The following is a 25,317-nucleotide window of genomic DNA, read 5'->3' as shown; positions in this document are numbered from 1 at the left end:
GGCGCGTCGACGTGCCGAGCTATCGAAAACGGTCGTCCCCCGGCCGGATAGGCACCTGCCGGTGCGACGAATTAAGTCAGATCCCACCCGAATTTTCTACCCGGAATCCATCCATGCATCTTAAAGAACTCAAAACCAAATCCCCCGCCCAGCTCGTCGAAATGGCGGAAGAACTGGGCGTAGAGGGCGCATCGACGCTGCGCAAGCAGGACCTGATGTTCTCGATCCTGAAAGAACTTGCCGAAGAGGGCGAGGAAATCATCGGATCGGGGACGATCGAGGTTCTCCCGGACTCGTTCGGTTTCCTGCGCTCGTCGGACGCCAATTATCTCGCGGGCCCCGACGATATCTATGTCTCGCCGAACCAGGTCCGTAAGTACGGCCTGCGCACCGGCGACACGGTCGAGGGCGAAATCCGCGCGCCGAAGGATGGCGAACGCTATTTCGCGCTGACCAAGCTGATCAAGGTCAATTTCGACGACCCTGAAGCGGTGCGCCACCGCGTCAATTTCGACAACCTCACCCCGCTCTATCCGAACCAGAAGCTGTCGCTCGACACCGTCGATCCGACGGTCAAGGACAAGTCGGCGCGGGTGATCGACCTTGTCAGCCCGCAGGGCAAGGGCCAGCGCGCGCTGATCGTCGCGCCGCCGCGCACCGGCAAGACGGTGCTCCTGCAGAATATCGCCAAGGCGATCACCGACAATCATCCCGAGGTTTATCTGATCGTCCTCCTCGTCGATGAGCGTCCCGAGGAAGTTACCGACATGCAGCGCAGCGTGAAGGGCGAAGTCGTGTCCTCGACCTTCGACGAACCCGCGACGCGCCACGTCCAGGTCGCCGAAATGGTGATCGAAAAGGCGAAACGCCTTGTCGAGCACAAGAAGGATGTCGTCATCCTGCTCGATTCCATTACGCGTCTCGGCCGCGCCTACAACACCGTCGTTCCCTCGTCGGGCAAGGTGCTGACCGGCGGCGTCGATGCCAATGCACTGCAACGTCCCAAGCGCTTCTTCGGCGCCGCGCGTAACATAGAGGAAGGCGGTTCGCTGTCGATCATCGCGACCGCGCTGATCGATACCGGCAGCCGCATGGACGAGGTGATCTTCGAAGAATTCAAGGGCACGGGCAACTCGGAAATCGTGCTCGACCGCAAGGTCGCCGACAAGCGCATCTTCCCGTCGCTCGATGTCGGCAAGTCGGGCACGCGCAAGGAAGAATTGCTCGTCGAAAAGGACAAGCTGTCGAAGATGTGGGTGCTGCGCCGCATCCTCATGCAGATGGGCACCATCGACGCGATGGAATTCCTGCTCGACAAGATCAAGGATTCGAAGACCAACGAGGATTTCTTCGACAGCATGAACCAGTAAAGCCGGATCATGGCCGTCATCGAGCACGCTTTGCTACCCGTCAGGGCGGGCGGCGAAGATGCGTTCGAGGCGGCCATGATCCAAGCCAGACCGCTGATCGAAGCCTCACCGGGCTTTATTTCCCTCGAAATTTTTCTCCCGACGGCAACCGGACAGCCCTATCTGCTTTTGGTAAAGTGGAGGTCGATCGCGGATCACCGCGACGGCTTCCGGAAATCGGATCGCTATCGGCAATGGCGGGCGTTGCTGCATGGCTTTTATGACCCTATGCCCGAGGTCAGCTATTTCGGAGAGCCGCTGTGATTTTGGAACTTCTGACTCAGGCTGCGGCGCACGCCGGCGGTTTCGGTGGACCCGCCGGGATGTGGGATGCGATCGTCAACGATTTCTCGAACATCGCCGAACCCGCGGCCTTTGCAGCCTTCCTGCAGGTGTTGATGATCGACATCGTGCTCGCGGGCGACAATGCGATCGTCGTCGGCGCGCTCGCGGCGGGGCTTCCTGCCGACCAGCGTCGCAAGGTGATCATGATCGGCGTGCTCGCGGCGCTCGTGCTCCGCATCGCCTTCGCCCTCGTCGTGACGCAGCTGATGCAGATCGTCGGGCTGATCTTCGTCGGCGGGCTGCTGCTCGTCTGGGTGGCATGGAAGATGTGGCGCGAACTGCGCGAAGGCGCGCATTCGTCGGGGTCGCCCGAAGTCGAAGGCGATGAACATTCGGGGCTCAGGCCCGCGAAGAGCTTTGCCGCCGCCGCCTGGGCGGTCGCGGTCGCCGACGTCAGCATGAGCCTCGACAATGTGCTCGCGGTCGCGGGCGCGGCGCGCGATCATCCCGGCATCCTGATCGTCGGGCTGATCTTTGCCGTCGCGCTGATGGGTGTCGCGGCGAACATCATTGCCAAATATATCGAGCGTTACCGCTGGATCGCCTATATCGGGCTTGCGGTAATCGTCTATGTGGCGGTCAAGATGATCTATGAAGGCTGGATCGACCCCAGCGTCGGGATCGGGACCCTGTTCGGCTGATCGCCTTTTCAGCGTGAAATGAAGGAGCCAGCGCCGCGAGGGGCTGGCTTTTTCACATCAGCTTCCCATTTGCCGGGCATGTCTCAGCTTCACATGACCCGCGTGGCCGTCGGCTGCACCGATTACCCCGCACTTGAGGCGCGGGTCGCCAACCATGCACAAGATGGCGAGATTCGTTTCACGACGCGATTCAAGCCGAAGCGCGCTGATGAGCTGATCGGCGGCAAGCTGCATTTTATCGTCAAGCACATGCTCGTCGCGCGCGTCCGTATCCTGCGCTTCGAGGACCGGAGCGACGGGCGCGTCGATATCGTCTGCGTCGCATCGCTCGAGCGCGTGCATCCGCAGCCCAAGCGCGCGCATCAGGGATGGCGTTACCTTGCCGACGCCGACGCGCCGAAGCCCCTCGACGATGCCGACGGCATCGGCGACCTGCCGCCCGAACTGTATCGCGAACTGGCCGGGCTCAGCCTGATCTAGCCCTCCGCCTGCGCCGCGAGCATTTCGGCCATTTTTTCCCAGACCTTGTTGATCGCCTTGAGCGGCCTGACCATCACTTTGAAATCGCTTATCTTTCCATCGGTATTCCAGCGAATGATGTCGACGCCGTTGATCTGGATGCCGTCGAGGCTGCTCTGGAACTCGAGCATCGCCTGATCGCCGTCGACGATTTCGCGCAAATAGCGGAAATCGTCGCCGCCGAGGACATGGCTCGCCGCGTGGAGATAGGCGAAGACCTTGTCGGCGCCCGCCTGCGGCGTGTGGACGACGGGCGAATGGAACACCGCATCCTCGGCGAGCAGGTCGCGCAAGGCCTGCGGATCGCCGCCGCCCGCCATATAGGCGTGCCATGCGGCGAGTCCCGGATGCGGCGCGGTCATGCGAGATGCTCGGCGAAGAAGGCGCGGGTGCGGCCGTCGGCGAGCTCGGCGCCCTCGTCGTTGCGGCGGTTACCCATCGTCGCGGCAAAGCCATGGTCGAGCCCGGGATAGTCATGGAGTATGACCTTCGGATGCGGATCGAGCCCTTCATGGATCTTCTTTTGCGCCGCATGGTCGACGAGATGATCCTCCGACGGGATGTGGAGCATCAGTGGCCGCGCGATCGCGTGGCTTTCGTTCAGCATCTGGTCGATCATGACGCCATAATAGCCGACCGATGCGTCGATATCGGTGCGGGCGGCGGTCATATAGGCGAGGCGGCCGCCGAGGCAGAAGCCGACCGCGCCGACCTTGCTCGCGCCCTGGCCGTGCAGCCAGCGGATCGCTGCCTCGATATCTTTCACCCCGTCGTCGGCGTCATATTGGCCGAAATAGCCGAAGGCTTCCTGCAGTTCGGACTCGACATCGGGGTTGAGTTCTACCCCGGGAGCGAAGCGCCAGAAGATGTCGGGGGCGATCGCAAGATAGCCCTCGGCCGCCCAGTCGTCGCATTTCTTGCGGATGCCTTCGTTGATGCCGAAAATTTCCGGGATGACGATGATCGCGCGCGTGCTGTCGGCGTCGGGGCGCGCGACATAGGCGGGAATTTCGTTCGTCCCGTCGAGCGCGGGGATCGAGGTATTGGTCGCGGCCATGCGGGGAGCTCTCCTGTCTCTTGCTTCTTTGCTGTGAAAGCGCGAAGCTAGCGGGGCGATGGGCAGGGCTCAAGCGGCTAACCGGCATTTTCGGGGCGGAGACAGGCGATGAAATTCAATATCGAGATCGATTGCACCCCCGAAGAGGCGCGGCGCCTGTTCGGGCTTCCCGACCTCGAACCGCTGCACGACATCTACCTCGACCGCGTCAAGGAGCTGATGGCGAAGGGGATTACCCCCGACATGGTGCAGTCGATGGTCAAGACCTGGGTGCCGATGGGCGGCAGCGGGCTCGAGCTCGTCCAGTCGTTGCTCGGCCAGTTCGGCGGCGGGCTGATGGGTGGCGCGGCCAAATCGGCGGACGCGACCGATGACGACAAGCCCGGCAAGGGACGCAAAACCTGAGTCAAACATCTGTAAAAGACACGATTTTTGCGCTGTCGAGCGGCAGGCCGCCGGCGGCGATCGCTGTCGTGCGCGTGAGCGGGCCGATGGCGGGGTCGGCATTGACGGCGCTGGCGGGGCGCCTGCCGCCCGCGCGCCGCGCCTCGCTCGCCCTGTTGACGGACGCAGCGGGCGCGCCGCTCGATCGCGCATTGCTGCTGTGGTTTCCCGGACCCGCGACGGCGACGGGCGAGGATCTCGCCGAACTGCATTTGCACGGCGGTCGCGCGGTGGTCGCTGCGGTCGAAGCGGCGCTGGGGGCGATCGACGGGTTGCGGCGCGCCGAGCCGGGTGAATTTACACGGCGCGCGTTCGAGAACGGCCGGATCGACCTCGCGGAAGCCGAGGGACTTGCCGACCTGCTGGCCGCTGAGACCGAAAGCCAGCGCGTGCAGGCGCTCGGCATGGCGAGCGGGCATGTGTCGCGCGCGGTGGCGGGATGGCAGGAGCGGCTACTCGGGCTGATGGCGGGTGCGGAGGCCGAACTGAACTTTGCCGACGAGGATGATGTCGAAGTTGTCGAAAGTGCCGCGCAGCGGTTGATTTCGGGGATGCGTGGGCTGGCCGACGAGCTGGGTGAATGGCTGGTGCGGCCGGCGGCGGACGTGATCGCCGAGGGGCTGTCGGTGGTTATAGCGGGGCCGCCAAACGCCGGAAAATCGACTTTGATCAATGCATTGGCACAGCGCGAGCTGGCGATCGTGTCGCCGATCGAAGGAACGACGCGCGATGTGATCGAAACCCCCTTGGCGCTGGACGGAATCGCGATGCGCTTTTCGGACACCGCGGGGATCAGGACGGAAGGTGCCGATGCGATCGAAACGATCGGGATCGGCCGCGCGAAGGCAGCGGTCGAGGCCGCGGATATCCTGCTCTGGCTAGGGCCGCCGAAGGAGGCGCCCAAGCATCCGCGCGCAATTCTGGTCGCGGCGCAGGCCGACCGCTGGAAAGGCGACGCGGCAGCCGAAGCCGAAGCCGCGCGATGCGACCTGACGCTGTCGGCGGCGACGGGCGCCGGGATGGACAAGCTCCACGACTATATAGTCGAGATGGCGCGAACGCTGCTGCCGCGCGAGGGCGAAGCGGCGTTGCGCCAGCGTCAACGCGCGGCGCTTGCCGAGGCGAAGGATTGGCTGTTGATCGAAGCCGATTCGCGCGAAGCGGGGGATTTAATCCTTTTAGCAGAGCGACTTAGACTTGCAGCGGCGGCGCTTGACCGAATCACCGGTCGCGCGGGGGTCGAGGAGATGCTCGACACGCTGTTCGGGCGATTCTGCATCGGAAAATGATGTTTCACGTGAAACACCGGGCGATGTGCGTCGCGGTGGATTCGACGTCCGCTTTGCGCTAAAGGCGCCGCAATCATGCAGGACTGCGCAACTTTCGATGTCATCGTCGTCGGCGGTGGGCACGCCGGGACCGAGGCCGCCGCGGCCGCGGCACGGCTCGGCGCGCGCGTCGCGCTCGTCAGCTTCGAGCCCGCGCTGATCGGCACGATGTCGTGCAACCCGGCGATCGGCGGGCTCGGCAAGGGCCATCTGATGCGCGAGATCGACGCGCTCGACGGGTGGATGGCACGCGCCGCTGATAGCGCCGCGATCCATTACCGGATGCTCAACGCGTCGAAGGGCGCGGCGGTGCAGGGGCCGCGCATCCAGGCCGACCGGACATTGTATCGCGCTGCGATCCAGGATTTTCTTACCGCTGAAGAGGCGATCACCGTCGTCGCGGGCGAAGCGGCGGCGCTGCGATTGTCGGAGAATGGACGGGTCGAGGGGCTCGAGCTCGCCGACGGAACGGCGCTTACCGCGCGCGCCGTCGTGCTCGCGACAGGGACCTTCCTTGGCGGTAAGCTGTTCCGCGGCGAAGAACGCATGGAAGGCGGGCGGATCGGCGAAGCCGGCGCCCATCGGCTTGCGCAGCAGCTCCGCGCCGCCGACCTGCCGATGGCACGCCTCAAGACCGGCACGCCGCCGCGGCTCGACGGGAGGACGATCGATTGGGCGCGGCTCGCCGAACAGGCGTCGGACAGCGCCGAGGGCGCGAGCTGGACCTGTTCCACGTGGAACAGCGCCCGCACGGTGCCGCAGGTTTTTTGCGCGATCACGCGCACCAACCCCGAAAGTCACGCGATCATCGCGGCGAACCTCGACCGCTCACCCTTGTTCACGGGCGCGATCGGTGCGGCGGGGCCGCGCTATTGCCCGTCGATCGAGGACAAAATCCACCGCTTTGCCGACCGCGACGGGCATCAGGTGTTTCTTGAGCCCGAAGGTCTCGATACGCATCTTGTCTATCCGAACGGCATTTCGACCTCGCTGCCCGCCGACGTCCAGCTCGCGATGCTGCGCACCATGGAGGGGCTCGAAACGGTCGAGATGGTCGTGCCGGGCTATGCGGTCGAATATGACCATATCGACCCGCGCGCGCTCGATCGGACGCTGCAGGTTCGTGGCTTGGCCGGGCTGTGGTGCGCGGGGCAGATCAACGGCACGACCGGATATGAAGAGGCCGGGGCGCAGGGCCTCGTCGCGGGGGCCAATGCTGCGCTCGCGGCGCAGGGTCGCGAGCCGCTGATCCTCGATCGGTCCGAATCCTATATCGGGGTGATGGTCGACGATCTGGTGCTGCAGGGCGTGACCGAGCCGTACCGTATGCTTACCGCGCGGGCAGAGTATCGGCTGCGGCTGCGTGCGGACAATGCCGCGACGCGGCTGACGCCCAAGGGGATCGCACTCGGGCTGGTGCGCCCGGCGACCGCCGCGCTGTTTGCCGCGCGACAGGCTGAGCGAGTGAGGGCCGAAGCGCTGCTCGATGCGCCGGTGGCGACTGCCGATTATGCTGCTATCGGACTGGCACTGCCCGGCGACGGGATCGCGCGCAAGCGGATCGACCTGCTGCGCTATCCCGATATGTCGATGGCGCGGCTCGCCTTGCTCGCACCCGAGCTGGCATCGGTCGATTCGGCGATCCTGTCCGAAGTCGCGGAGGATGCGCATTATGCGCCCTATATTGCGCGGCAGGACGCCGAATTGCGGTCGCTCGCAGCGAATGAGGCGATCCTGCTCGATCCGGGGCTCGACTATGCCGCGATCGGTGGACTGTCGCGCGAGATGGTCGAGCGGCTGACCAGAGCGCGCCCTGAGACGTTGGGACAAGCGGGCCGGATCGACGGGGTGACGCCGGCAGCACTCACCGCGATCATGGTATATAGCCGGCGGCGCGCTGCCTGAACTCTCGGGCGCTGTGCGAGAGCGTCAGTTTGGGGGTGGGGAACCGACGGTGCAGCCCCCAGCTTCGTCATTCCGGACTTGATCCGGGATCCACTGCGGCGCCGAAATCACAGCCTCGGAGCAAATCCGGCGTGAGGGGGAGGTGCTTCCCGTCTCGTTTGGGCGTGAGGACTTTCACTGCCGCATGCAAAGGCGCTAGGGCGCGAAGAGGGGCTCGATTCCGGCTTCCGCGGGAATGACAAAAGATGGGCGGGTAGCTGGTGAATACAGGCGGAATTCTGATGAGCGAAGATGAGGCGCGGGCCTGGATCGCGAATGAACTTTCGCCGACCGCGGCGCAATGGGCTCGGCTCGAACACTTTGCCCAAATGCTCATCGCCGAGAATGCGCGGCAGAATTTGATCGCGGCGTCGACGATTCCGACGATCTGGTTGCGGCACATCGCCGACAGCGCGCAGTTGCTGGCGCTTGATACGCGCGAGGGAAGGGGGCTCTGGATCGATCTGGGGAGCGGGCCGGGATTGCCGGGGCTGGTCGTTGCGATCCTCTCGGAGCGGCCGATGCTACTCGTCGAATCGCGCAAACGGAGGTGCGATTTCTTGCGCGCGGTCGCCACCGAGTTGGGTCTCGAGCATGTCGAGGTCGGCGAGGCGCCGCTCGAGCGCGTCGAAACACGGCCCGCGGCGACGATCAGTGCTCGCGCCTTTGCCCCGCTCGACAAGCTCATCGACTTATCCGCCCGTTTTTCCACCGAATCGACGCACTGGCTGCTGCCAAAAGGCCGAAACGCGGTTAAGGAACTGGCTTTGTTGCCCGAGCCATGGCAGAGAATGTTCCACGTGGAACAGAGCCGCACCAGCGCCGAGAGCCAAATTTTGGTTGGCACCGGGAAAATTGCGGCAAAACAGCGAGGAAAGCGATGATCCGCATTGCCGTGGCGAACCAGAAGGGTGGGGTCGGCAAGACGACGACCGCGATCAATCTGGCGACCGCGCTCGCGGCGACGGGCTGGCGTACGCTGATCATCGACCTCGATCCGCAGGGCAACGCCTCAACAGGGCTGGGGATCAAGCAGTCGCAACGCGAGCTTTCGAGTTATGAATTGCTGCGCGGCGACGCAACGGTCGCCGAATGTGCGATACCGACCGCCGTACCGCGGCTCGACATCGTCAGCGCGACGGTCGATCTGTCGGGGGCCGAGATCGAGCTCATCGAATTTCAGGATCGCCTGCACAGGCTCCAGCAAGCCTTGTCGGGCGCCGAAGCAGGGCATTGGGACATTTGCCTGATCGACTGCCCGCCATCGCTCGGCATGTTGACGCTTAACGCGCTGATCGCGGCCGAATCGCTGATCGTTCCGTTGCAATGCGAATTTTTCGCGCTTGAGGGGCTCAGCCAGCTGCTCACCACGGTTGAGCGCGTGCGCGAGCGTTTCAACCAGAAACTGTCGATCCTGGGCGTTGCGTTGACGATGTTCGACCGCCGCAACCGGCTGACCGACCAGGTCTCGGACGACGTGCGCGAAGTATTGGGACCGGTGGTGTTCGAAACGGTAATCCCGCGCAATGTCCGCCTGTCCGAAGCGCCCAGCCACGGGTTGCCGGCGCTGATCTACGATCATCGCTGCGCCGGGTCTGCGGCCTATATCGCCCTTGCGCGCGAGCTGATCGATCGGCTCCCCGAAATCCGCAAGGCAGCATAAATGACTGATAGTAAAGATGAAAATGGACCAACGCCGGCGCGCAAGCGACCGTCTGGGCTGGGCCGCGGGCTAAACGCGCTGTTCGGCGATGTCGCGGTCGAGGCGCCGGTGCTCGCGACGCCGGGCGCCGCCGCCAAGGCTGCCCCGGTGGCGGGCGACGCCGTCCAGCATGTCGCGGTCGGATCGATCCGACCGCTTCCCGGCCAGCCGCGGCGGCATTTCGACGAGACGGCGATCGCCGAACTCGCCGATTCGATTGCCCTGCGCGGACTGTTGCAGCCGATCATCGTGCGCCGGTCGCCGGACGGCGAGGGTTTCCAGCTTGTCGCAGGCGAACGGCGCTGGCGCGCGGCGCAGCGCGCGGGGCTGCATCAGATCCCTGCGCTCGTACGCGAGCTCGACGATGCCGCGACCTATGAGATCGCGCTGGTCGAGAATATCCAGCGACAGGACCTCAACGCGATCGAAGAGGCAAGCGCCTACCGCCGCCTGATCGAGGATTTCGGCCATAACCAGGAAGCGCTGGCGAAGCTGGTCGGCAAGTCGCGCAGCCATGTCGCGAATTTGATGCGCCTGCTCGACCTGCCCCAAGCCGTGCAGGCCCTCGTCGGCGACGGGTCGCTGGCGATGGGCCATGCGCGCGCGCTGATCGGCGCCGACGACGCCGAAGCGATCGCACGCCGCGTTGCGAAGGAAGGCCTGTCGGTGCGCGCGGTCGAGGCGCTTGTCCGCGCGGGCAAGGGTGGCGCCGCGCCGCGCCAGGCGCCGCTCGAATATAAGAGCATGGATGGCAATCGCGACCCCGATATCGTCGCGGTCGAACGCCATTTGTCCGAGCTGCTCGGCATCGGCGTCGGCATTCAATATGCGGGTGAGGGCAAGGGGTCGCTGACGCTGAAATTCGCGTCGCTCGACCAACTCGACATGATTTGCCAGCGGCTGTCGGGCGAAGCGATCTGATCCCTCGCGTCGGATCGGCGACGCCCGAAAAGGCTTGCCTTCCCGCCGGCGCCGGAGCGGCGATTCGCGCGCCATGTCCAGCTCGGCGAATCGGCGAAGCACCGCCCCATATTGTGCCAGCCCGGGCCGCCGAGGCGGATTAGATGGTCGCCGATACCAACCCGGTATGCAATCAAGTATTTGATTTATCGGTATTATATCATGTATAGCGCGCCAATTCCTACCGCGCTGTTAACCATGCTTGCTGGCAAAAGTTGAACCGGTCGTCCGCTAAACGGGTCGGCGAATGGGGTGGGATATCCATTCGAATTTCGACTGTTTCAAGGGACCAAAACTTATGCGCAAATTTGGAATGAAGCGCGCCATCGTCGGCGCCGCGATTGCTGCCCTCGCCATGAACGCCTCGGCGGCGCATGCGGCGTCGGCTACGGGCACGGCGAAGGCCAAGATCCTGCGCCAGATCACGCTCACCAACACCAGCGACCTGCAATATGCGACCATCATCAGCGGCGCGACCGCTTCGACCGTCGCGGTATCGACCGGCGGCACGCGCACCTGCGGCGGTTCGCTGACCTGCACCGGCACCGCCACGGCGGCGAACTTCGACGTCGCCGGCACCGACAGCGCGGTGGTTGTCGTCGGCGGCGATTCGAGCGTGACGCTCAACGGGTCGCTCGGCGGCACGATGACGTCGTCGCTGACCTATTCGTCGGCGACGATCACGCTCGGCGCCACGGGCGGCAGCTTTCAGGTTGGTGGCACGCTGAACGTTGGCGCCAACCAGGCATCGGGCGACTATTCGGGGACGTTCAACGTCACCGCCAATTACCAGTAATTGAGGGGGGGGGACGGCGGGCGCTGCGCTCGCCGGCCAAACGAAGGGAGGTCGCCGGACGATCGTCTGGCGGCCTCTTTTTGTGCGGCCGACACCGATGGTTAGCGAAATATCAACCATGTTGGCGCAGGCAGGATGCGACCATCGGGGCGGTGTGGGGCCGTTTCCCGAAACGATTGTGGGGATCGTATCCATGTTGCGTTTTTTGAAGGGCCTCGGCCTGTTTACCGCGGTTGCGCTGGGCGTCGCCGCTGCTCCCGTCCATGCCGCGGGCGACCTGCTGGTGGCGCCGACGCGCGTCATCCTCGACGGATCGCGCGGTACCGAGGTGGTGCTGAACAATATCGGCACCGAACCGGCAACCTATCGCATCAGTCTCGAGATCAAGCGCATGACCGCCGAAGGCGGGCTCGACGAGATCGCGGAGGACGAGGCCAACCCGGCCGAGCGGGCCGCGCTCGACATGATCGCGTTCAGCCCGCGCCGCGTCACCCTGCCGCCAAACCAGCCGCAGGTGATCCGCGTCGGCGTGCGCGTTCCCGAAGGGACGCCGCAGGGCGAATATCGCGCGCATATGCTGTTTCGCGCGGTGCCCGATGCCGCCGCGGCGCCAGCCGCCGCGGCCAAACCCGCGGGCGAAGGCGTATCGATCGCGCTGACCCCGATTTACGGCATCACCATCCCGGTTATCGTCCGCGTCGGCGACCTTGGCGCCGAAGCCTCGATCGGCGAGGCGTGGGTCGGCGAAACGCCCGACGGCCCGGCCTTCAACTTCGACCTGGCGCGCACGGGCAATCGTTCGGTCTATGGCGATATCGAAGTGACGCGGCCGGGGGCCGCCGAGCCCCTGCTCGTCGCGCGCGGTATCGCGGTCTATCCCGAAGTGGCCAAGCGCAACGTATCGCTGCGCGTACCCGGCGAGCTCGCCGCGAAGCTGAAGGGCCCGGTGCGGATCCGCTATACCGAGGACCGCGAAATCGGCGGCGGCACGATCGACGAGGCCGAGCGGATCGTGAAATAGCGGGATCCGGCCAGGGCTGAAGCGGGCGGGACGATGATCCGCGCGGCGCTTGCTCGATGGAAACCGGCGATCCTCGCCGGGCTGGCGCTGGCCGGGCTTGTCCCTGTCGGCGCGCAGGCCGACGACAAGGCGCCGGCCGCGATCGCTCAGGACAACTGGACGCCGAACGACGAGGATAGCTGGTTGTTCGATGTGCGATCGGGCCAGTATCGGCTCGGCGACGGGGTGCGCGGTTATCAGACGCCGCAGGGAATCTGCGTCGACCTTGCCGATGTCGTGCTTGCGCTCGACCTCGCGGTGCGCGTCGATAAGAAGTTGCGCCGCGCAACCGGCTGGGTATTCGACGAGCGTCGCAGCCTGACGATCGACCGCGACGCGGGCGAGGTGCGCGCGGGCAGCCAGCGTTTCGGGCTCACGCCGACGATGATCCGCGACACGCCGGCGGGCTGGTGCATCGATCTGGAGAGCCTCAACAATTGGCTCGGCGTGCCGCTGGCCGCCGACCTGTCGAACGCGGTGCTGCGCATCGATTCCAAGGAAAAGCTGCCGTTTCAGCTCGCCGCCGAGCGCCGCGCGCGCGCTGCGGGAATTCGGCCGCAGGCGTCGTTCGACCTTGCCAGCCTGCCGCAGGCGGCGCGGCCCTATCGGGCGTGGGCGACGCCGTCGGTCGATGTCGTCGCGTCGGCGGGGATGGTGTCGGACAGGCGCGGCGGATCCTATGTTCAGGCGCGCTACGAGCTGTTCGCCGCGGGCGAACTGCTTGGGCAGAGCTTCGACGCGCGGCTGTCGTCGGACAATGAGGGCGTGCCCGACAGTTTGCGGATGCGGCTGTACCGCACCGACGCGGAGGGGCGGCTGCTCGGGCCGCTGAAGGCGACGCATTATGCGGTGGGCGATGTCAGCCTGTTGTCGACGGGGATCGTCGCGGCGTCGGCGCCGGGGCGCGGCGCGGTGCTCACCAATCGCCCGATCGAGCGCCCCGACGCGTTCGACAAGACGGACTTCCGCGGCGACCTTCCTGCGGGCTGGGATGCCGAGCTCTATCGCAACGGCCAATTGCTCGCCTTCACCAGCCCAAATGGCGACGGGCGCTATGAATTCATCGACGTGCCGCTGCAATATGGTGCAAACCGCTTCGAAATCGTGCTTTACGGGCCGCAGGGGCAGGTCCGGCGCGAGATCCGGCAGGTGCAGGTCGGCATGGATTCGATCCCGCCGCAGCAGACCTGGTACTGGGCGGGCTTCGCGCAGGAAAATGCCGATCTGATCGAATTCGGGAACCCGCGCCGTGGTGCGTTCCGGCGCGGCTGGCGCGGGACAATGGGGATCGAGCGCGGACTCGACACGCGGACCTCGGCCGCCGCCTATGTCCACAGCCTGATGATCGAGAATGTCCGCTACAATTATGGCGAGGCGGCGCTGCGCCGATCGATCGGGGCGACCCTGCTCGAAGTCGCCGGTTCCTACGCCGACAATGGCGGTGCCGCCGCGCGCGCCAGCTGGCTTGCGGCATTCGGCGAAACCTATGTCCGCGCCGATGCCATGCGCGGCTGGGGCGGGTTCGTGTCTGACCGGTTCATCAACAATATCACGGGCATTTACGCGATCTCGGTCGACCAGTCGGTGAAACTCGGCCGAACGATCCTGCCGCTCCATTTCGACGTGCGGCAGGTCGGCCGGCGCTCAGGGATCGAGAGCCTGGAAGCGAGCGCACGTGCGTCGGCGAGTTTCCGCGCGATTACCTTTACCGGCCAGCTCGATTGGGCGCGGACCAAGGTGCCGGTCGGGCCCGACCCGGCCGACAATCTGACCGCCAGCCTGCTCGCGAACGCCCGCATCGGACGCGTCCGCGTCCGCGGCGAGGCGCGTTTCGCGCTGTCCGGAGACAATGGCGACACGCGCACGACGGTGATCGGCGAATGGGCGGGCGCCGGAAAGCGCGAGGGCGACGCCGAATGGCGCGCCGAGCTTGGCTATGACCGCGCGCTCGACCGCGCGCGGGCAGGCGTTGGGTATACGCGCCGTTTCAACAAGTTGCAGCTCACGGGCTTTGGCGAAATCGCGAGCGACGGGTCGGTCGCCGCGTCGTTGGCGCTCGCATTCAGCTTTGGGCCGAAGCCCGATGGCGGCTGGCGCGTGTCGAGCGAGAAACTCGCAAGCCGCGGTCAGGTGATCGCCGACGTGTGGATGGACTATAATGGCGACGGCATCCGCCAACCGGACGAAGCGGCGCTGCCGGGCGTGCCGTTGACCGCGGGGCATGCCTATGTCGAAGCGTCGACAGACAAGGCGGGGCGCGGGACGATCGACGGGCTCGAGCCGTTCCGCCCGGTAATGATCGGCATCGACGCCGGCAGCCTGCCCGATCCCTATATCCAGCCCGCGTTGCCCGGCGTCGTCGTCTCGCCGCGTCCGGGCGTCGCGACGCACGTCGCACTGCCGATGGCGGCGGCGGGCGAGATCGAGGGCAGCGTCCGGCGCGATGGCGGCAACCCGATCGAGGGGCTGAGCCTCGAACTGGTCGATGCCGAAGGCCGCGTGCGCGCGACGACATTGACCGAGTTCGACGGATATTTTCTTTTCGAAGCTGTCGCTTACGGGCGTTACACGGTGCGCCTGGGCAAGGCCTCGGCTGCCGCGTTGCGCCTTGATGCCGCGTTCGCCATCGGCGCGGTGCCCGGAAAGGCGACGCCGCGCGTCCGGCTCGGCGCGCTCGCGCTGAAGCCGCTGCGCGGCGACGTCGTGATACAGGGTGATCGACCGATCGGCGCGAACAGCGCGCGGGGGCCGCCCGACAGCGGGCTGGGCAGCAAGCCGCTTCCATGAGGCGCGCGTCGTCTTGGTCTTCCGAGACATGCCGGGGTGCGGAATCGGCCCGCATCGGCGAGAATCCGGACCCCGCGTTAACCAGTTTTTATCCATGTTTGGTCACAGCGGACAGGAGTTGAATTGCCTGTGGGGAACAATCGAATGACCGATGCTTCTGGTTCCGCGAACCGACCGACCAGTGCAGACGTCGCGATCATCGGCGCGGGGCCGGCCGGGCTGACCGCTGCCTATCTGCTGACGCAGCAAGGCTATAGCGTGACGGTGATCGAAAAGGACCCCGTCTATGTCGGAGGGATCAGCCGCACGGTCCAGCATGAGGGGTTTCGCTTCGACATCGGCGGACATCGCTTCTTTTCGAAGAGCCGCGAGGTCGTCGATCTGTGGAACGAAATCCTTCCGCACGATTTCATCGAACGCCCGCGGATGAGCCGCATCTATTATGAGGGCAAATTCTATAGTTATCCGCTGCGCGCGTTCGAGGCGCTGTGGAACCTCGGGGTCGTGCGCTCGGCGCTGTGCATGACAAGTTATGCGCAGGCGAAACTGTTTCCGAACAGCAAGGTCCGCAGCTTCGAGGACTGGACGATCAACCAGTTCGGGCGAAAGCTTTATTCGATTTTTTTCAAGACCTATACCGAAAAAGTGTGGGGCATGCCCTGCGACGAAATGTCGGCCGACTGGGCGGCACAGCGGATCAAGGGGCTCAGCCTCGGTGCGGCGGTGCTCGACGGGCTGAAGCGCAGCCTGGGGCTTAACAAGAAGCCCAACGACGGCATGGCGACCAAGACCCTGCTCGAAACCTTCCGCTATCCGCGGCTTGGCCCCGGCATGATGTGGGAAGCGGCGGCGGGCAAGGTCGTCGCGGGCGGCAACCATCTGCTGATGGGGCACAGCTTCAAGCAATTGACGCAGGATCAGAAGACGGGCCGCTGGCGGATGACCGCGACTGGACCCCACGGCGATGTCGTAATCGATGCGGCGCATGTGATCAGTTCGGCGCCGCTGCGCGAGTTGGCGGCGCGTATTCATCCCTTGCCTGCCTGCGCGCTGAACGCCGCGCCGAACCTGAAATATCGCGACTTCCTGACGGTCGCGCTCAAAATCCGGTCGGAGGATCTGTTTCCCGATAACTGGATTTATATACACGACAGCAAGGTGCGGGTCGGCCGGGTGCAGAATTTCCGTAGCTGGTCGCCTGAAATGGTCCCCGACCCCGAACTCGCGTGCGTCGGGCTCGAATATTTCTGCTTCGAGGGCGATGGGCTCTGGTCGGCGAGCGACGAAAAACTGGTCGCACTTGCGACCAAGGAAATGGAAATCCTGGGTCTTTGCGATCCCGAGGATATTGTCGGCGGCGCGGTGGTGCGGCAGGAAAAGGCCTATCCCGTCTATGACGACGATTATGCCGCGCATGTCGAGGCGATGCGCGGAGAGCTCGAAGCGCTTTATCCGACGCTGCACATGGTCGGGCGGAACGGCATGCACCGTTACAACAACCAGGATCATGCGATGATGACCGCAATGCTGACGGTGCGCAACATCGTCGCGGGCGAGAAGCTGTATGATATCTGGGGCGTCAACGAGGATGCCGAATATCATGAAAGCGGCACCGAGGGCGAACAGGCGGCGCTGGCATCGGTCCGCGGGGTGCCTGCGCGCATCGCGAAGGCCGCCTGAGGCTTGTTGCGGGGAATCGGCGCCATGCAACCCGGCACGCGGCTGATCACTTCGGTGCGGCGCGGTGAGATTCGCTGGCTGAATTATCTGCTTGCGAGCGGGCTTGCGCTTGGCAGCGACGCGGGGCTGTTCCTGTTGCTGCTCGACGCCGGTCTGTCGCCGGTGCCGGCATCGGCGACAGGCTATTGCGCGGGCATCCTCGTCCACTGGATGATTTCGAGCCGGCTCGTCTTTGCCGACGGCGCGGCGGCGCGCGGCACCGGTGAACGGCATCGGCAGAAACTGCTCTTCGTCGGATCGGCGTTCGTCGGTCTGGCGGTCACGACCGCGATCGTCGGCGGCGCCAGCGCGCTCGGCTTCGATCCGCGGCTCGCCAAGCTCGCGGCGATCGTCGTGAGTTTCCAGACCACCTATTTGCTGCGCCGTCATATCGTGTTCCGGGCGGCCGCCGCATGACCCACGCCCCCGCCTTTGCGGGGGGCGGTGCCGGGCCGCCGCAGCCTAGCGCGCCCAAAGCGCGCGCTATCGAGCAGTTTCGCTGGTTCACGCCGGTGCGCATCGCGCTGATCTTGTGGGCGGCTATGAGTCTGCTCGCGATCATCGTCCAATGGCGCGCGATCGGCGCGCTCGATCTCGCCGACACCGACGACGCGATGCGCATGGTGCAGGTCCGCGACCTGCTCGCCGGGCAGGGCTGGTGGGACCTTTCGCAATATCGCGTCAATCCCGCCGGCGGCGGCGTGCTGATGCATTGGTCGCGGATTGTCGATGCGCCGATCGCTGCCGCTATCCTGCTCCTCAAGCCATTTTTCGGGCAGGCGATGGCCGAACGCATCGTGATGGTGCTGTGGCCGCCGTTGCTCGGCGCGGCGCTGAGCGTCGCTTGTGTCCTTGGCTATCGCAATTTGTCCGACCGGCGCCTTGTTTATGCTGTGCCGCTGTTCCTCGTCTTTTCCGTGTTCATTGCCGCCCAATTCCGACCCCTGCGGGTCGATCATCACGGCTGGCAAATCCTTCTTGCGATGCTGGTGATGGGGCAGGCGCTGCGGCCCGCAACGTTGCGCGCCGGCCTGACCGGCGGGCTTTGCGCGGCGGGGCTGCTTGCGGTTTCGATCGAAGGTCTGCCGATCGTCGCGCTGTTCGCGGGCCTTGCTGCGCTGCGCTGGGCGCTGCACGGGCATGGGATCGATCGCGACCGGCTGTACGGCTATATGGGCGCGCTTGCGGGCGGGGCGATCCTGCTTCAATTCCTGACGCGCGGGCCGTTGGGCCTGACCGGGACATGGTGCGATTCGCTCGCGGCGCCCTATATGGCGGCCTTTGTCGCAGCGACGGCGGTGATATTCGCCGCCGCCTGTGCGCATCCGGCACATCGTGTAAGCCGTTTCCTGCTGCTGGGCTGCGCGGGAGCCGCCGCGGCGGGCGCGCTGCTGTGGACCGAACCGCAATGCGCAAAGGGGCCGTTCGCTTCGCTCGACCCGATCGTCGTCGAATATTGGTACCGGCATGTCCTCGAGGGCCAGCCTTTATGGGCATCGAAACCGCTGGTTGCCGTCCATGTGCTCGTGCCGACGCTCGTCGGGCTTGCCGGATCGTGGCTTGCCTGGAGCGCCGCCGCCGATGATGCTGGCCGCCGGAACTGGACGACCGTGATCGTCGCGCTCGCGGCGGCAGGCGGCTTGTCGCTGCTTGTCATGCGCAGCGTTTCCACCGCGCATCTTTTCGCGCTGCCGGGCAGCGCCTGGCTCGGGCTGCGCATCTGGGACCGGGCGCGGACGATCGCCTCGACCGTGCCGCGCATATTGGCGTCCGTGGGCGCCGCACTGACGCTGCCGCTGCTCGGCGGCGCGGCGGCGGCGGCCCTGCTCGGCCTCGTTTTCGCGGAGGTTCGGGACGACGAAAACAATTCGGAAGGGGCGGAGGCCGAACGGGCCTGCCTCGCGCCGCCTGTGACCGCGGCGCTCGCCCGCCTGCCGACGACGACGATCCTGACACCGATCGACCTTGGCGCGCCACTGCTGTTCTGGACGCCGCACAGCGTCGTCGCAACGCCCCATCATCGCAACAAGGCGGCGATGGCCGACACGATCCGTGCTTTCGCCGGCGATCCGGCGAAGGCCGAGGCGATCGTCCGCCGGCAGGGAGCGGGGCTGGTCATATTCTGCCGCGGCGCGAATGATTTCATCGCCTATCGCCGCGCGCGCAAGGATTCGCTGGCCGCGCAGCTCGACAAGGGAACGCCCCCGGCCTGGCTCGAAGCAGTACCGATCGGTACCGACACGGGGCTTTCGGTGTGGCGAGTGAAGCCCGAATGAATCAGGCGGGACGGAAGCTCAGCGCCGCGCCGTTCATGCAATAGCGCTTGCCCGTCGGTTTTGGGCCGTCGTTGAAGACATGGCCGAGATGGCCTCCGCAGCGCCGGCAATGGACCTCGGTGCGCGCATAGCCGACGTCGTAATCGGTCGATGTGCCGATCGCGCCTTTCAGCGGCGCCCAGAAGCTTGGCCAGCCGGTGCCGCTGTCGAACTTGGTCTTGCTCGAATAGAGCGGCAGCGCACAGCCTGCGCATGCGAAAATGCCGGCGCGCTTTTCGCTGTCGAGCGGGCTGGTGAAGGGGCGTTCGGTCGCGGCTTGGCGCAGCACGCGATATTGCAGCGGCGCCAGGCGCTTTTTCCATTCGGCTTCGGATAGCTGCCAGCCGGTCTGGGCCCTGGGCCGCGCCGATTTGGCGAAGAGCATCGGGGCGGCGATGATGGCGCCGCCAAGCGCAAGTCCGCCGAGAAGGTGACGACGTTCGATCATGGCTTGGATACGTACGCCGGGGGGACAAGGTTACAACCGCGCGTCAATATTTCTCAAGCTGGACCGGCATGTGGCGATATCCGTGGACGAAGCTTGCATGCACCCGCTCGGGCTCGGCGAGGACGTTGACGCGCAGACGGCGGCGCTGCATCTCGGAGATCAGCGTGGTGAGCTGCAGTTCGGCGACACGAGCCCCGACGCAGCGGTGGATGCCATAGCCAAAGGCGAGGTGGCGCCGCGCGTTCGGACGATCGACGATAATACGGTCGCCATCGGGAAACACGCTCTCGTCCCGGTTCGCCGACGCGTACCACAATGCGATCTTGTCGCGCGCCTGAATCTGGTGGCCGAACAGCTCGGTGTCTTCGGTCGCGGTCCGGCGCATATGTGCGAGCGGGGTCTGCCAGCGCAGAATCTCGTGCATCGCATTGATCGCAAGTTCGGGATCGTGATTGGTTTCGAGCTTTGCGCGTTCTTCGGGAAATTTGTGGAGGCCATAGGCATAGGCCGACATCGAATTGCGCGTCGTGTCATTGCCCCCGACGATGAGCAGGATGAGGTTCCCCATGAACTCATTCTCGCTCATATGTTTCATCGCATCGGACTGGAGCATGATCGAAATCAGATCATGCTCGCCCGGGTTCTGGGCCTTTTTGTCCCACAATTGCTTGAAGGCGGCGCCCATTTCGAAGGCCTGGGCGAGGCGCGCCTGGCGCTTTTCGAGCGTGTCGAAGCTTTCGATGTCGCCCAGTGCATCGGACCAGCCGGTGAGGCGGTGGCGCTCTTCCCACGGGAAATCGAACAGAATCGCAAGCATGTCGGTGGTGAGTTCGATCGACAGGCGTTCAACCCAATCGAACGTCTCGCCCACGGGCAAGGAATCGATCAGCGCAGCGGTGCGCGCCTGGGTGTCGGCGCGCATCCGTTCGATTTCAGAGGGGCCGAAGGCGGGGGCGACGGTGCGGCGCTGGGCCGTATGCTGCGGCGGGTCCATCGCGATGAACATCGGCATCGGGATTTCGCCCTCCTGAAGATGTTCGATGCCGTCGCCGGCGACGGTGATCCCGCCATATTCCCATGAAGAAGAAAAGATTTTCGGGAGTGCTTCGATATGCTGAATCGGTTTGTAGGTCGTCACCGACCAATAGGGACCGAATTTCGAATCTTCACAGCGATAGATCGGCGCCTCGGCGCGCAGCTGGCGCATCGGTTCCTGCCACCGGTCCTCGCTCCAAAGTTCGGCGCGGCTGACGTCGAGCGGGTTGGCGACTTCGGGGGCGATACGGATCTGGGTGGCCATCGGCTGCTCCTCTCAAGCGGCCGTCTGCGCGGCCGATTGGGTTGCAAGATGCCACTGTTTACAGCTTTGTCAATGAGGCGCGTTGCCGGTAGGCGCGCTGGACGCAGCACCCGTCGCGGCGCGGCGCCAGAATTTCCAGCCCGTGCCGCTGCCGAGAACGCCCGAACGGAAAAGACGCACCGCGATCCAGACGACAAGCGCGACCCAGATCGCCTGCCAGCCGAGCGCGAGCAGGTGGACCGCTTTGGAATCGTCGGTCGCGGCGCGCGCGGCCATCGCGAGCGGCGACGAAAAGGGAAAGACCTGCGCAAAACGGGCAAGGCCGCTGTCGGGCGCGCTTGCGGCGGCGGCACAGAGGCTGAACATGCCGACCTGGAAGATTGTGATCGGCAGGCTGAGCATCTGGATTTCGCGCACCGTCGCCGCTTGCGCTCCGACACCAAGGAAAACTGCGCCGAGCAGCAGGAAGGCCATGACGAAATAGACAAAGCCGATGCCAAGGAAAAAGCCCCAGCCCGTCGCGGGCATCGATGCCACCGCCGCCGCGGCCTTGCCGGCGCTGCCGCCGGCGGCGAGCAGGGCCGGATCGGCGAAGAGCGCGGCGACCAGCCCACCGCCCATTGCCATCGCAAGCCAGAAGGCGATGAACAGCACCGCGACGCCGAGGAAACCTAGCAGCTTGCCAAGGAAGACGCTTTCGAGCGGGACGGCGGCAGCCAATATCTCGATCACCTTGTTGCCCTTTTCCTCCGCCAATGAGCTGACAGTCTGGCCGGCGAGCAGCAGGGTCAGCAGGAAAATGACGAAGACCGCGCCAAACCCCAGCGATTGTTGCAGGGCAATCGACGTCCCGCCGCGCGACAAGGCCTCGAAACGCGGTGCCACGGCAGGCGCGGGGCCGGAGGCGCGCGCGCGCTGAACCTCGCCCGCGAGCAGCGCGAGATACCGGCCCGAATGGCTGCCCGTCTCGCGCTCGACGATGCGCGGAGCGGCGAGGTCGCCGCTCATCACCGCATAGGTGTCGCTGCCCTTTTCGCGCGCGATCGCGACTGGATCGGCAGCCGTAGCGCTGGTTATGCGGATATCGAGCGTCGCGAGATCGCGACCGAGTGCGGTGCGCAGCCGGGTGTCGGCTGCGCGCAGTGCGTCGACATCCGCCGCATCGGCAACGACGACGATCCGGCCGGCGCCGCGCGCGCTGTCGGCAAGCTGCGATGCGCCCATGCCCCCCGCAAGCCCCATACCGACCATGAAGAGCGGGGCGAGCAGGAAAAGAAGGAAGGTCGGCGTCGCGACGATCGCGAGAAAGTCGCGCCGCGCAACAACGAACAGGCTCTGGATGAAGGGGGTCATGCGCTCGCCTCCTCGATGGCGTCCTCGGCAGCGTCGGCATCGAAACTCGCATCGACCTGCCTGACGATATGGACGAAAGCGTCGTGGAGCGCCGGGCGGCTGATTGACAGGCCGGTGACGCCATGGCCGCTCGCGGTGATGCGCGCGAGCAGCGGTTCGACGCCCGCGTCGTCGATGGCGAAATGCCAGGCGTCGCCGCGCCGGTCGGCGCCGGCGGGCAGGTTCGCGGCGACGGCGGCCGGATCGGCTTGGTCGCGCGGGATGTAGCGGACCTGCATCGGTAGCAGCGCGCGCGCTTCGTCGACTGTGCCCTCGAACCGCCGCGCCGAGCGTGCGATGATCGCGATGCGGTCGCACAGGCGTTCGGCATGCGCCATGACATGCGTCGAAAAAAGGATCGTCGCGCCGCGATCGCGTTCGCGGCGGACGAGCATTTCGAGCCGCTCCTGATTGACCGGATCGAGCCCCGAGAAAGGTTCGTCGAGGACGATGAGGTCGGGGGCGTGAACGATCGAGCCGATCAGCTGGATCATCTGTGCCATGCCCTTCGACATTTTGCGGATTTTTTCATCGACGACGCGCTCGAGCCCGAGTTCGGTCATGAAGGATTCGGCGCGGCGGCGGCCTTCGCGCCATTCGAGCCCGCGCAGCGCGCCCATGAAGGCGATCGCTTCGCGCGCCTTCATGCCCGGATAGAGGCCGCGCTCTTCGGGAAGATAGCCGATGCGGTTACGTACCGTCTGCGGGCGTTCGCCGAAGACCCGGCTCGATCCTTCGTCGGGATCGATGATACCAAGCGTCATGCGCAGGCTCGTCGTCTTGCCCGCGCCATTGGGGCCGAGCACGCCGTAGATGCTCCCCGTCGGCACCATGAGGCTGACCTGATCGACCGCCTTGTAATCGCCGAAATATTTGGTGAGGCCGGTCGCCTCGACGCTGAAATCGTTCAAATCATGGTCCCCGACTGGCGCACGTGCAGGCTATGGCACGGCGAGACGGCTCGCGTATAGAGCGCCAATGGTTGCGGAAGCCTTGCCCTCTCTCGAAGAACGCCTCGAAGCCGTCGCGCGTGCGCATGGTTTCGTCGCCTTCGGCATCGCCGATGCGGACGCGGCGCCGCAGACTGCCGCGCGGCTGGACCAGTGGCTGGCCGAGGGGCGGCACGGCGACATGATCTGGATGGAAAGCCGCGCCGAACAGCGCGGATCGCCCAAGGGGTTGTGGCCCGCGGTCAAATCGGTGATCGCGCTGGGCATGAGCTATGCGCCGGCGTTCGACCCGCTGCTGCTCGCCGATCATCCCGATCGCGGCCGCATTTCGGTCTATGCGCAGGGCGGCGATTATCACGACGTCGTCAAAAAGGCGCTGAAGGCGGTCGCGCGCTGGCTGGTCGCCGAAGCGAAGGACGCCGAGGTCAAGGTGTTTGTCGACACCGCGCCGGTGATGGAAAAGCCGCTGTCGGCGGCGGCGGGTCTCGGCTGGCAAGGCAAGCACACCAACCTCGTCAGCCGCGAGCATGGCAGCTGGTTGTTCCTCGGCGCGATCTACACAACGCTCGATCTGGGGGGCAGCAAGCCCGGGCGCGACACATGCGGAAGCTGTACAGCGTGCCAGGATGCGTGCCCGACACAGGCCTTTCCCGCGCCCTACCGGCTCGATGCAAGGCGCTGCATTTCCTATCTGACGATCGAGCATAATGGTCCCATCCCCGTCGAGCTGCGGCGCGGGATCGGCAATCGTATCTATGGCTGCGACGATTGCCTCGCCGCCTGTCCGTGGAACAAATTCGCCGACAGGGCGCATGCGCACCGTGCCTTCCTGCCGCGCGCCGAGCTGGTCGCGCCATCGCTCGCCGACCTGCTCGCGCTCGACGATCCCGGGTTCCGGCAGGTGTTCGCGGGATCGCCGATCAGGCGGATCGGCCGCAACCGCATGGTTCGCAACGCGGCGATCGCGGCGGGCAACAGCGGCGATACGCGATTCGTTCCGGTGTTGGAGCGGCTGACCGGCGACGAATCGCCGATGGTCGTCGACGCCGCATCCTGGGCACTTGCCGAACTGACGCCGTGACGTCGGCCTATTTGCGCAGCGCCTCAATGCAACTCGGCACATTCGCGTCGCGCCCGTCGGGCGTGCGCGCGTCGACATGCGTCGCGAGCGGGTCCGCGCCTTGTTTCGGCGCGTAATAATAGACGTCGAGAATGCAGGGTGTCCCGGCGAATTGCAGCTTGCGCCCCGACCCTTCGGCGACATCGAGCCGCGGCTTGCCGAACAGGCCGAGCGCGGCGTTGGCATTGCGACCGATCAGGCTGTTGTTCTGGACCGGCCGCGGTGACGCGACCGGTGCGTTCGACGATGGCGACTTCGGCGGCGTTGCATAGGGAATCGCGGGGCCCGCGCAGGCGCCGAGCGTCAAGGCGAGCATGGCGACGGCGGCCAAGCGACGATTTTCGATCATTTTTCGGGGTCCCCATTGCGCAGGTGCAGCATGTGCACCGCCATAGCGGCGCTCACGATGGGCGCCAACAGATTGGCGACGGGCACCACGAAGCTTGCGGCGGACAGCAGGCCCATCGACCAGCGCGCCGGGCGGCCGAAGCGCGGCCGTTCGGAGTGGCGCGCGAGAACCATCGCCTCGAGGTCGCGGCCGAGCAGCAGCGCGTTGACGAGCAGCGCGAAGATCGGCGTCCCGACCCCGGTGACGAGCAACAGGATATAGACGGGCAGTGCCAGCAGGTTGCCGCCGATCAACCGTCCCAGCGAGGCGAGCGCGAGCGCAACATTCTGCCGCCAGCCGACGTCGCAGGCGCGGGCGGCAGCGGCAGGATAATGGCGCCTTTCGACATCGGCGACGATGCCGTCGGCGAACAGGCCGACGACGACGATCGCCACGGCGCGGAACAGCAGCCAGCTTCCCGCGACGATCGCCAGCACGATCAACACCCCGGCCATGTCGAGGCTGTCGCCGCCCAGCCATTGCCAATGCGCGAGCGCCCAGCGCGCGCCGAAAAAAATCGCAGCGCCAGCGCCGATGAAGATGAGCAGCGTAAGCGCGAGACTTTGCGCGAGGACGCGCAGCACGCGCGGACTGTTCAGATCCCTGACGGCAAGGAGAAAAGCCTGAAGCGCGCGAGCCATGCGACGGGATGGCGCGGGCGCGGGGCGTTCGTCAAGGCTTCCGCTTGCCTTG

General features: G+C 65.6%; 25 protein-coding genes. 17 read left to right on the top strand and 8 right to left on the bottom strand.

Annotated features, from left to right (window positions below):
- Window positions 1-113 precede the first annotated feature (113 nt).
- From rho to HDC35_RS10430, 4 genes are all read left to right on the top strand, one after another.
- Window positions 114-1,370 (top strand): transcription termination factor Rho, encoded by a 1,257-nt coding sequence (rho, locus tag HDC35_RS10445; RefSeq protein WP_184646368.1) that lies wholly within the window; start codon window positions 114-116, stop codon window positions 1,368-1,370.
- A gap of 9 nt (window positions 1,371-1,379) precedes the next feature.
- On the top strand, window positions 1,380-1,673 hold the full coding sequence (locus tag HDC35_RS10440) for an antibiotic biosynthesis monooxygenase (protein ID WP_184646366.1): 294 nt from the start codon (window positions 1,380-1,382) through the stop codon (window positions 1,671-1,673).
- A 59-nt stretch (window positions 1,674-1,732) separates the two neighbouring features.
- Window positions 1,733-2,395 (top strand): TerC family protein, encoded by a 663-nt coding sequence (locus HDC35_RS10435; RefSeq protein WP_221438222.1) that lies wholly within the window; start codon window positions 1,733-1,735, stop codon window positions 2,393-2,395.
- A gap of 93 nt (window positions 2,396-2,488) precedes the next feature.
- The gene (locus HDC35_RS10430) at window positions 2,489-2,875 is read left to right on the top strand and encodes a DUF1489 family protein (protein ID WP_260397648.1); all 387 of its coding nucleotides are present in this window, start codon (window positions 2,489-2,491) and stop codon (window positions 2,873-2,875) included.
- Here HDC35_RS10430 and HDC35_RS10425 read toward each other — a convergent pair.
- The gene (locus HDC35_RS10425; protein ID WP_184646362.1) at window positions 2,872-3,276 is read right to left on the bottom strand and encodes a nuclear transport factor 2 family protein; all 405 of its coding nucleotides are present in this window, start codon (window positions 3,274-3,276) and stop codon (window positions 2,872-2,874) included. The genes HDC35_RS10430 and HDC35_RS10425 overlap by 4 nt on opposite strands.
- On the bottom strand, window positions 3,273-3,971 hold the full coding sequence (locus HDC35_RS10420) for a dienelactone hydrolase family protein (protein WP_184646360.1): 699 nt from the start codon (window positions 3,969-3,971) through the stop codon (window positions 3,273-3,275). Before HDC35_RS10420 ends, HDC35_RS10425 begins: the two co-directional genes overlap by 4 nt.
- 108 nt (window positions 3,972-4,079) lie before the next feature.
- On the opposite strand from HDC35_RS10420, the gene HDC35_RS10415 reads away from it, so the two are divergent.
- The 12 genes from HDC35_RS10415 (at window position 4,080) to HDC35_RS10360 (ending at window position 18,987) form a co-directional block, all read left to right on the top strand.
- Window positions 4,080-4,376, top strand: a complete 297-nt coding sequence (locus HDC35_RS10415; protein WP_058804340.1) for a DUF6489 family protein — start codon at window positions 4,080-4,082, stop codon at window positions 4,374-4,376.
- 23 nt (window positions 4,377-4,399) lie between these two features.
- On the top strand, window positions 4,400-5,704 hold the full coding sequence (mnmE, locus tag HDC35_RS10410; RefSeq protein WP_311770754.1) for a tRNA uridine-5-carboxymethylaminomethyl(34) synthesis GTPase MnmE: 1,305 nt from the start codon (window positions 4,400-4,402) through the stop codon (window positions 5,702-5,704).
- A gap of 75 nt (window positions 5,705-5,779) precedes the next feature.
- On the top strand, window positions 5,780-7,648 hold the full coding sequence (gene mnmG, locus HDC35_RS10405) for a tRNA uridine-5-carboxymethylaminomethyl(34) synthesis enzyme MnmG (protein WP_184646358.1): 1,869 nt from the start codon (window positions 5,780-5,782) through the stop codon (window positions 7,646-7,648).
- A gap of 281 nt (window positions 7,649-7,929) precedes the next feature.
- Window positions 7,930-8,571, top strand: a complete 642-nt coding sequence (gene rsmG, locus HDC35_RS10400) for a 16S rRNA (guanine(527)-N(7))-methyltransferase RsmG (RefSeq protein ID WP_184646356.1) — start codon at window positions 7,930-7,932, stop codon at window positions 8,569-8,571.
- Complete coding sequence (locus HDC35_RS10395; protein WP_184646354.1) at window positions 8,568-9,350, top strand: ParA family protein; 783 nt, start codon at window positions 8,568-8,570, stop codon at window positions 9,348-9,350. Before rsmG ends, HDC35_RS10395 begins: the two co-directional genes overlap by 4 nt.
- Complete coding sequence (locus HDC35_RS10390; RefSeq protein WP_184646352.1) at window positions 9,351-10,310, top strand: ParB/RepB/Spo0J family partition protein; 960 nt, start codon at window positions 9,351-9,353, stop codon at window positions 10,308-10,310. It abuts the gene before it with no gap.
- 337 nt (window positions 10,311-10,647) lie between these two features.
- Window positions 10,648-11,145 (top strand): DUF4402 domain-containing protein, encoded by a 498-nt coding sequence (locus tag HDC35_RS10385; protein WP_184646350.1) that lies wholly within the window; start codon window positions 10,648-10,650, stop codon window positions 11,143-11,145.
- A 193-nt stretch (window positions 11,146-11,338) separates the two neighbouring features.
- Entirely contained in the window at window positions 11,339-12,166 is an 828-nt protein-coding gene (locus tag HDC35_RS10380) for a molecular chaperone (RefSeq protein WP_184646348.1), read from the top strand.
- Window positions 12,167-12,199: 33 nt separating this feature from the next.
- Window positions 12,200-14,992 (top strand): carboxypeptidase-like regulatory domain-containing protein, encoded by a 2,793-nt coding sequence (locus HDC35_RS10375; protein WP_184646345.1) that lies wholly within the window; start codon window positions 12,200-12,202, stop codon window positions 14,990-14,992.
- A 144-nt stretch (window positions 14,993-15,136) separates the two neighbouring features.
- Window positions 15,137-16,672: an NAD(P)/FAD-dependent oxidoreductase gene (locus HDC35_RS10370; protein WP_184646343.1), complete on the top strand. Its 1,536-nt coding sequence runs from the start codon at window positions 15,137-15,139 to the stop codon at window positions 16,670-16,672.
- A 24-nt stretch (window positions 16,673-16,696) separates the two neighbouring features.
- Window positions 16,697-17,128: a GtrA family protein gene (locus HDC35_RS10365; RefSeq protein WP_184646341.1), complete on the top strand. Its 432-nt coding sequence runs from the start codon at window positions 16,697-16,699 to the stop codon at window positions 17,126-17,128.
- Complete coding sequence (locus tag HDC35_RS10360) at window positions 17,125-18,987, top strand: hypothetical protein (RefSeq protein WP_184646339.1); 1,863 nt, start codon at window positions 17,125-17,127, stop codon at window positions 18,985-18,987. The genes HDC35_RS10365 and HDC35_RS10360 overlap by 4 nt, the downstream gene beginning before the upstream one ends.
- A gap of 1 nt (window position 18,988) precedes the next feature.
- On the opposite strand, the gene msrB is transcribed toward HDC35_RS10360, so the two are convergent.
- The 4 genes from msrB to HDC35_RS10340 form a co-directional block, all read right to left on the bottom strand.
- Window positions 18,989-19,474 carry a peptide-methionine (R)-S-oxide reductase MsrB gene (gene msrB, locus HDC35_RS10355; RefSeq protein WP_184646337.1) on the bottom strand — a complete coding sequence of 162 codons (486 nt, stop codon included), beginning with the start codon at window positions 19,472-19,474 and terminating at the stop codon, window positions 18,989-18,991.
- 43 nt (window positions 19,475-19,517) lie between these two features.
- A complete protein-coding gene (locus HDC35_RS10350) occupies window positions 19,518-20,774 on the bottom strand; it encodes a cytochrome P450 (protein WP_184646335.1) in 1,257 nt (418 codons plus the stop codon).
- 69 nt (window positions 20,775-20,843) lie between these two features.
- Complete coding sequence (locus HDC35_RS10345) at window positions 20,844-22,127, bottom strand: ABC transporter permease (RefSeq protein WP_184646332.1); 1,284 nt, start codon at window positions 22,125-22,127, stop codon at window positions 20,844-20,846.
- Entirely contained in the window at window positions 22,124-23,077 is a 954-nt protein-coding gene (locus tag HDC35_RS10340; protein WP_184646330.1) for an ABC transporter ATP-binding protein, read from the bottom strand. Before HDC35_RS10340 ends, HDC35_RS10345 begins: the two co-directional genes overlap by 4 nt.
- Before the next feature lie 67 nt (window positions 23,078-23,144).
- On the opposite strand from HDC35_RS10340, the gene queG reads away from it, so the two are divergent.
- Window positions 23,145-24,197, top strand: coding sequence for a tRNA epoxyqueuosine(34) reductase QueG (gene queG, locus HDC35_RS10335; protein WP_184646327.1), 1,053 nt, complete (start codon window positions 23,145-23,147; stop codon window positions 24,195-24,197).
- A gap of 7 nt (window positions 24,198-24,204) precedes the next feature.
- Here queG and HDC35_RS10330 read toward each other — a convergent pair whose 3' ends face one another.
- Both HDC35_RS10330 and HDC35_RS10325 read right to left on the bottom strand, forming a co-directional pair.
- Window positions 24,205-24,585, bottom strand: a complete 381-nt coding sequence (locus HDC35_RS10330; protein ID WP_184646325.1) for a hypothetical protein — start codon at window positions 24,583-24,585, stop codon at window positions 24,205-24,207.
- Window positions 24,582-25,265: an EI24 domain-containing protein gene (locus HDC35_RS10325; protein WP_184646323.1), complete on the bottom strand. Its 684-nt coding sequence runs from the start codon at window positions 25,263-25,265 to the stop codon at window positions 24,582-24,584. The genes HDC35_RS10330 and HDC35_RS10325 overlap by 4 nt, the downstream gene beginning before the upstream one ends.
- Window positions 25,266-25,317: the final 52 nt, after the last annotated feature.

The organism is Sphingopyxis sp. JAI128 (genome assembly GCF_014207235.1).
GTDB lineage: Bacteria > Pseudomonadota > Alphaproteobacteria > Sphingomonadales > Sphingomonadaceae > Sphingopyxis.
The sequence above is the reverse complement of the archived record's forward strand: the minus strand, read 5'-3'. Positions and strand labels throughout refer to the sequence as shown.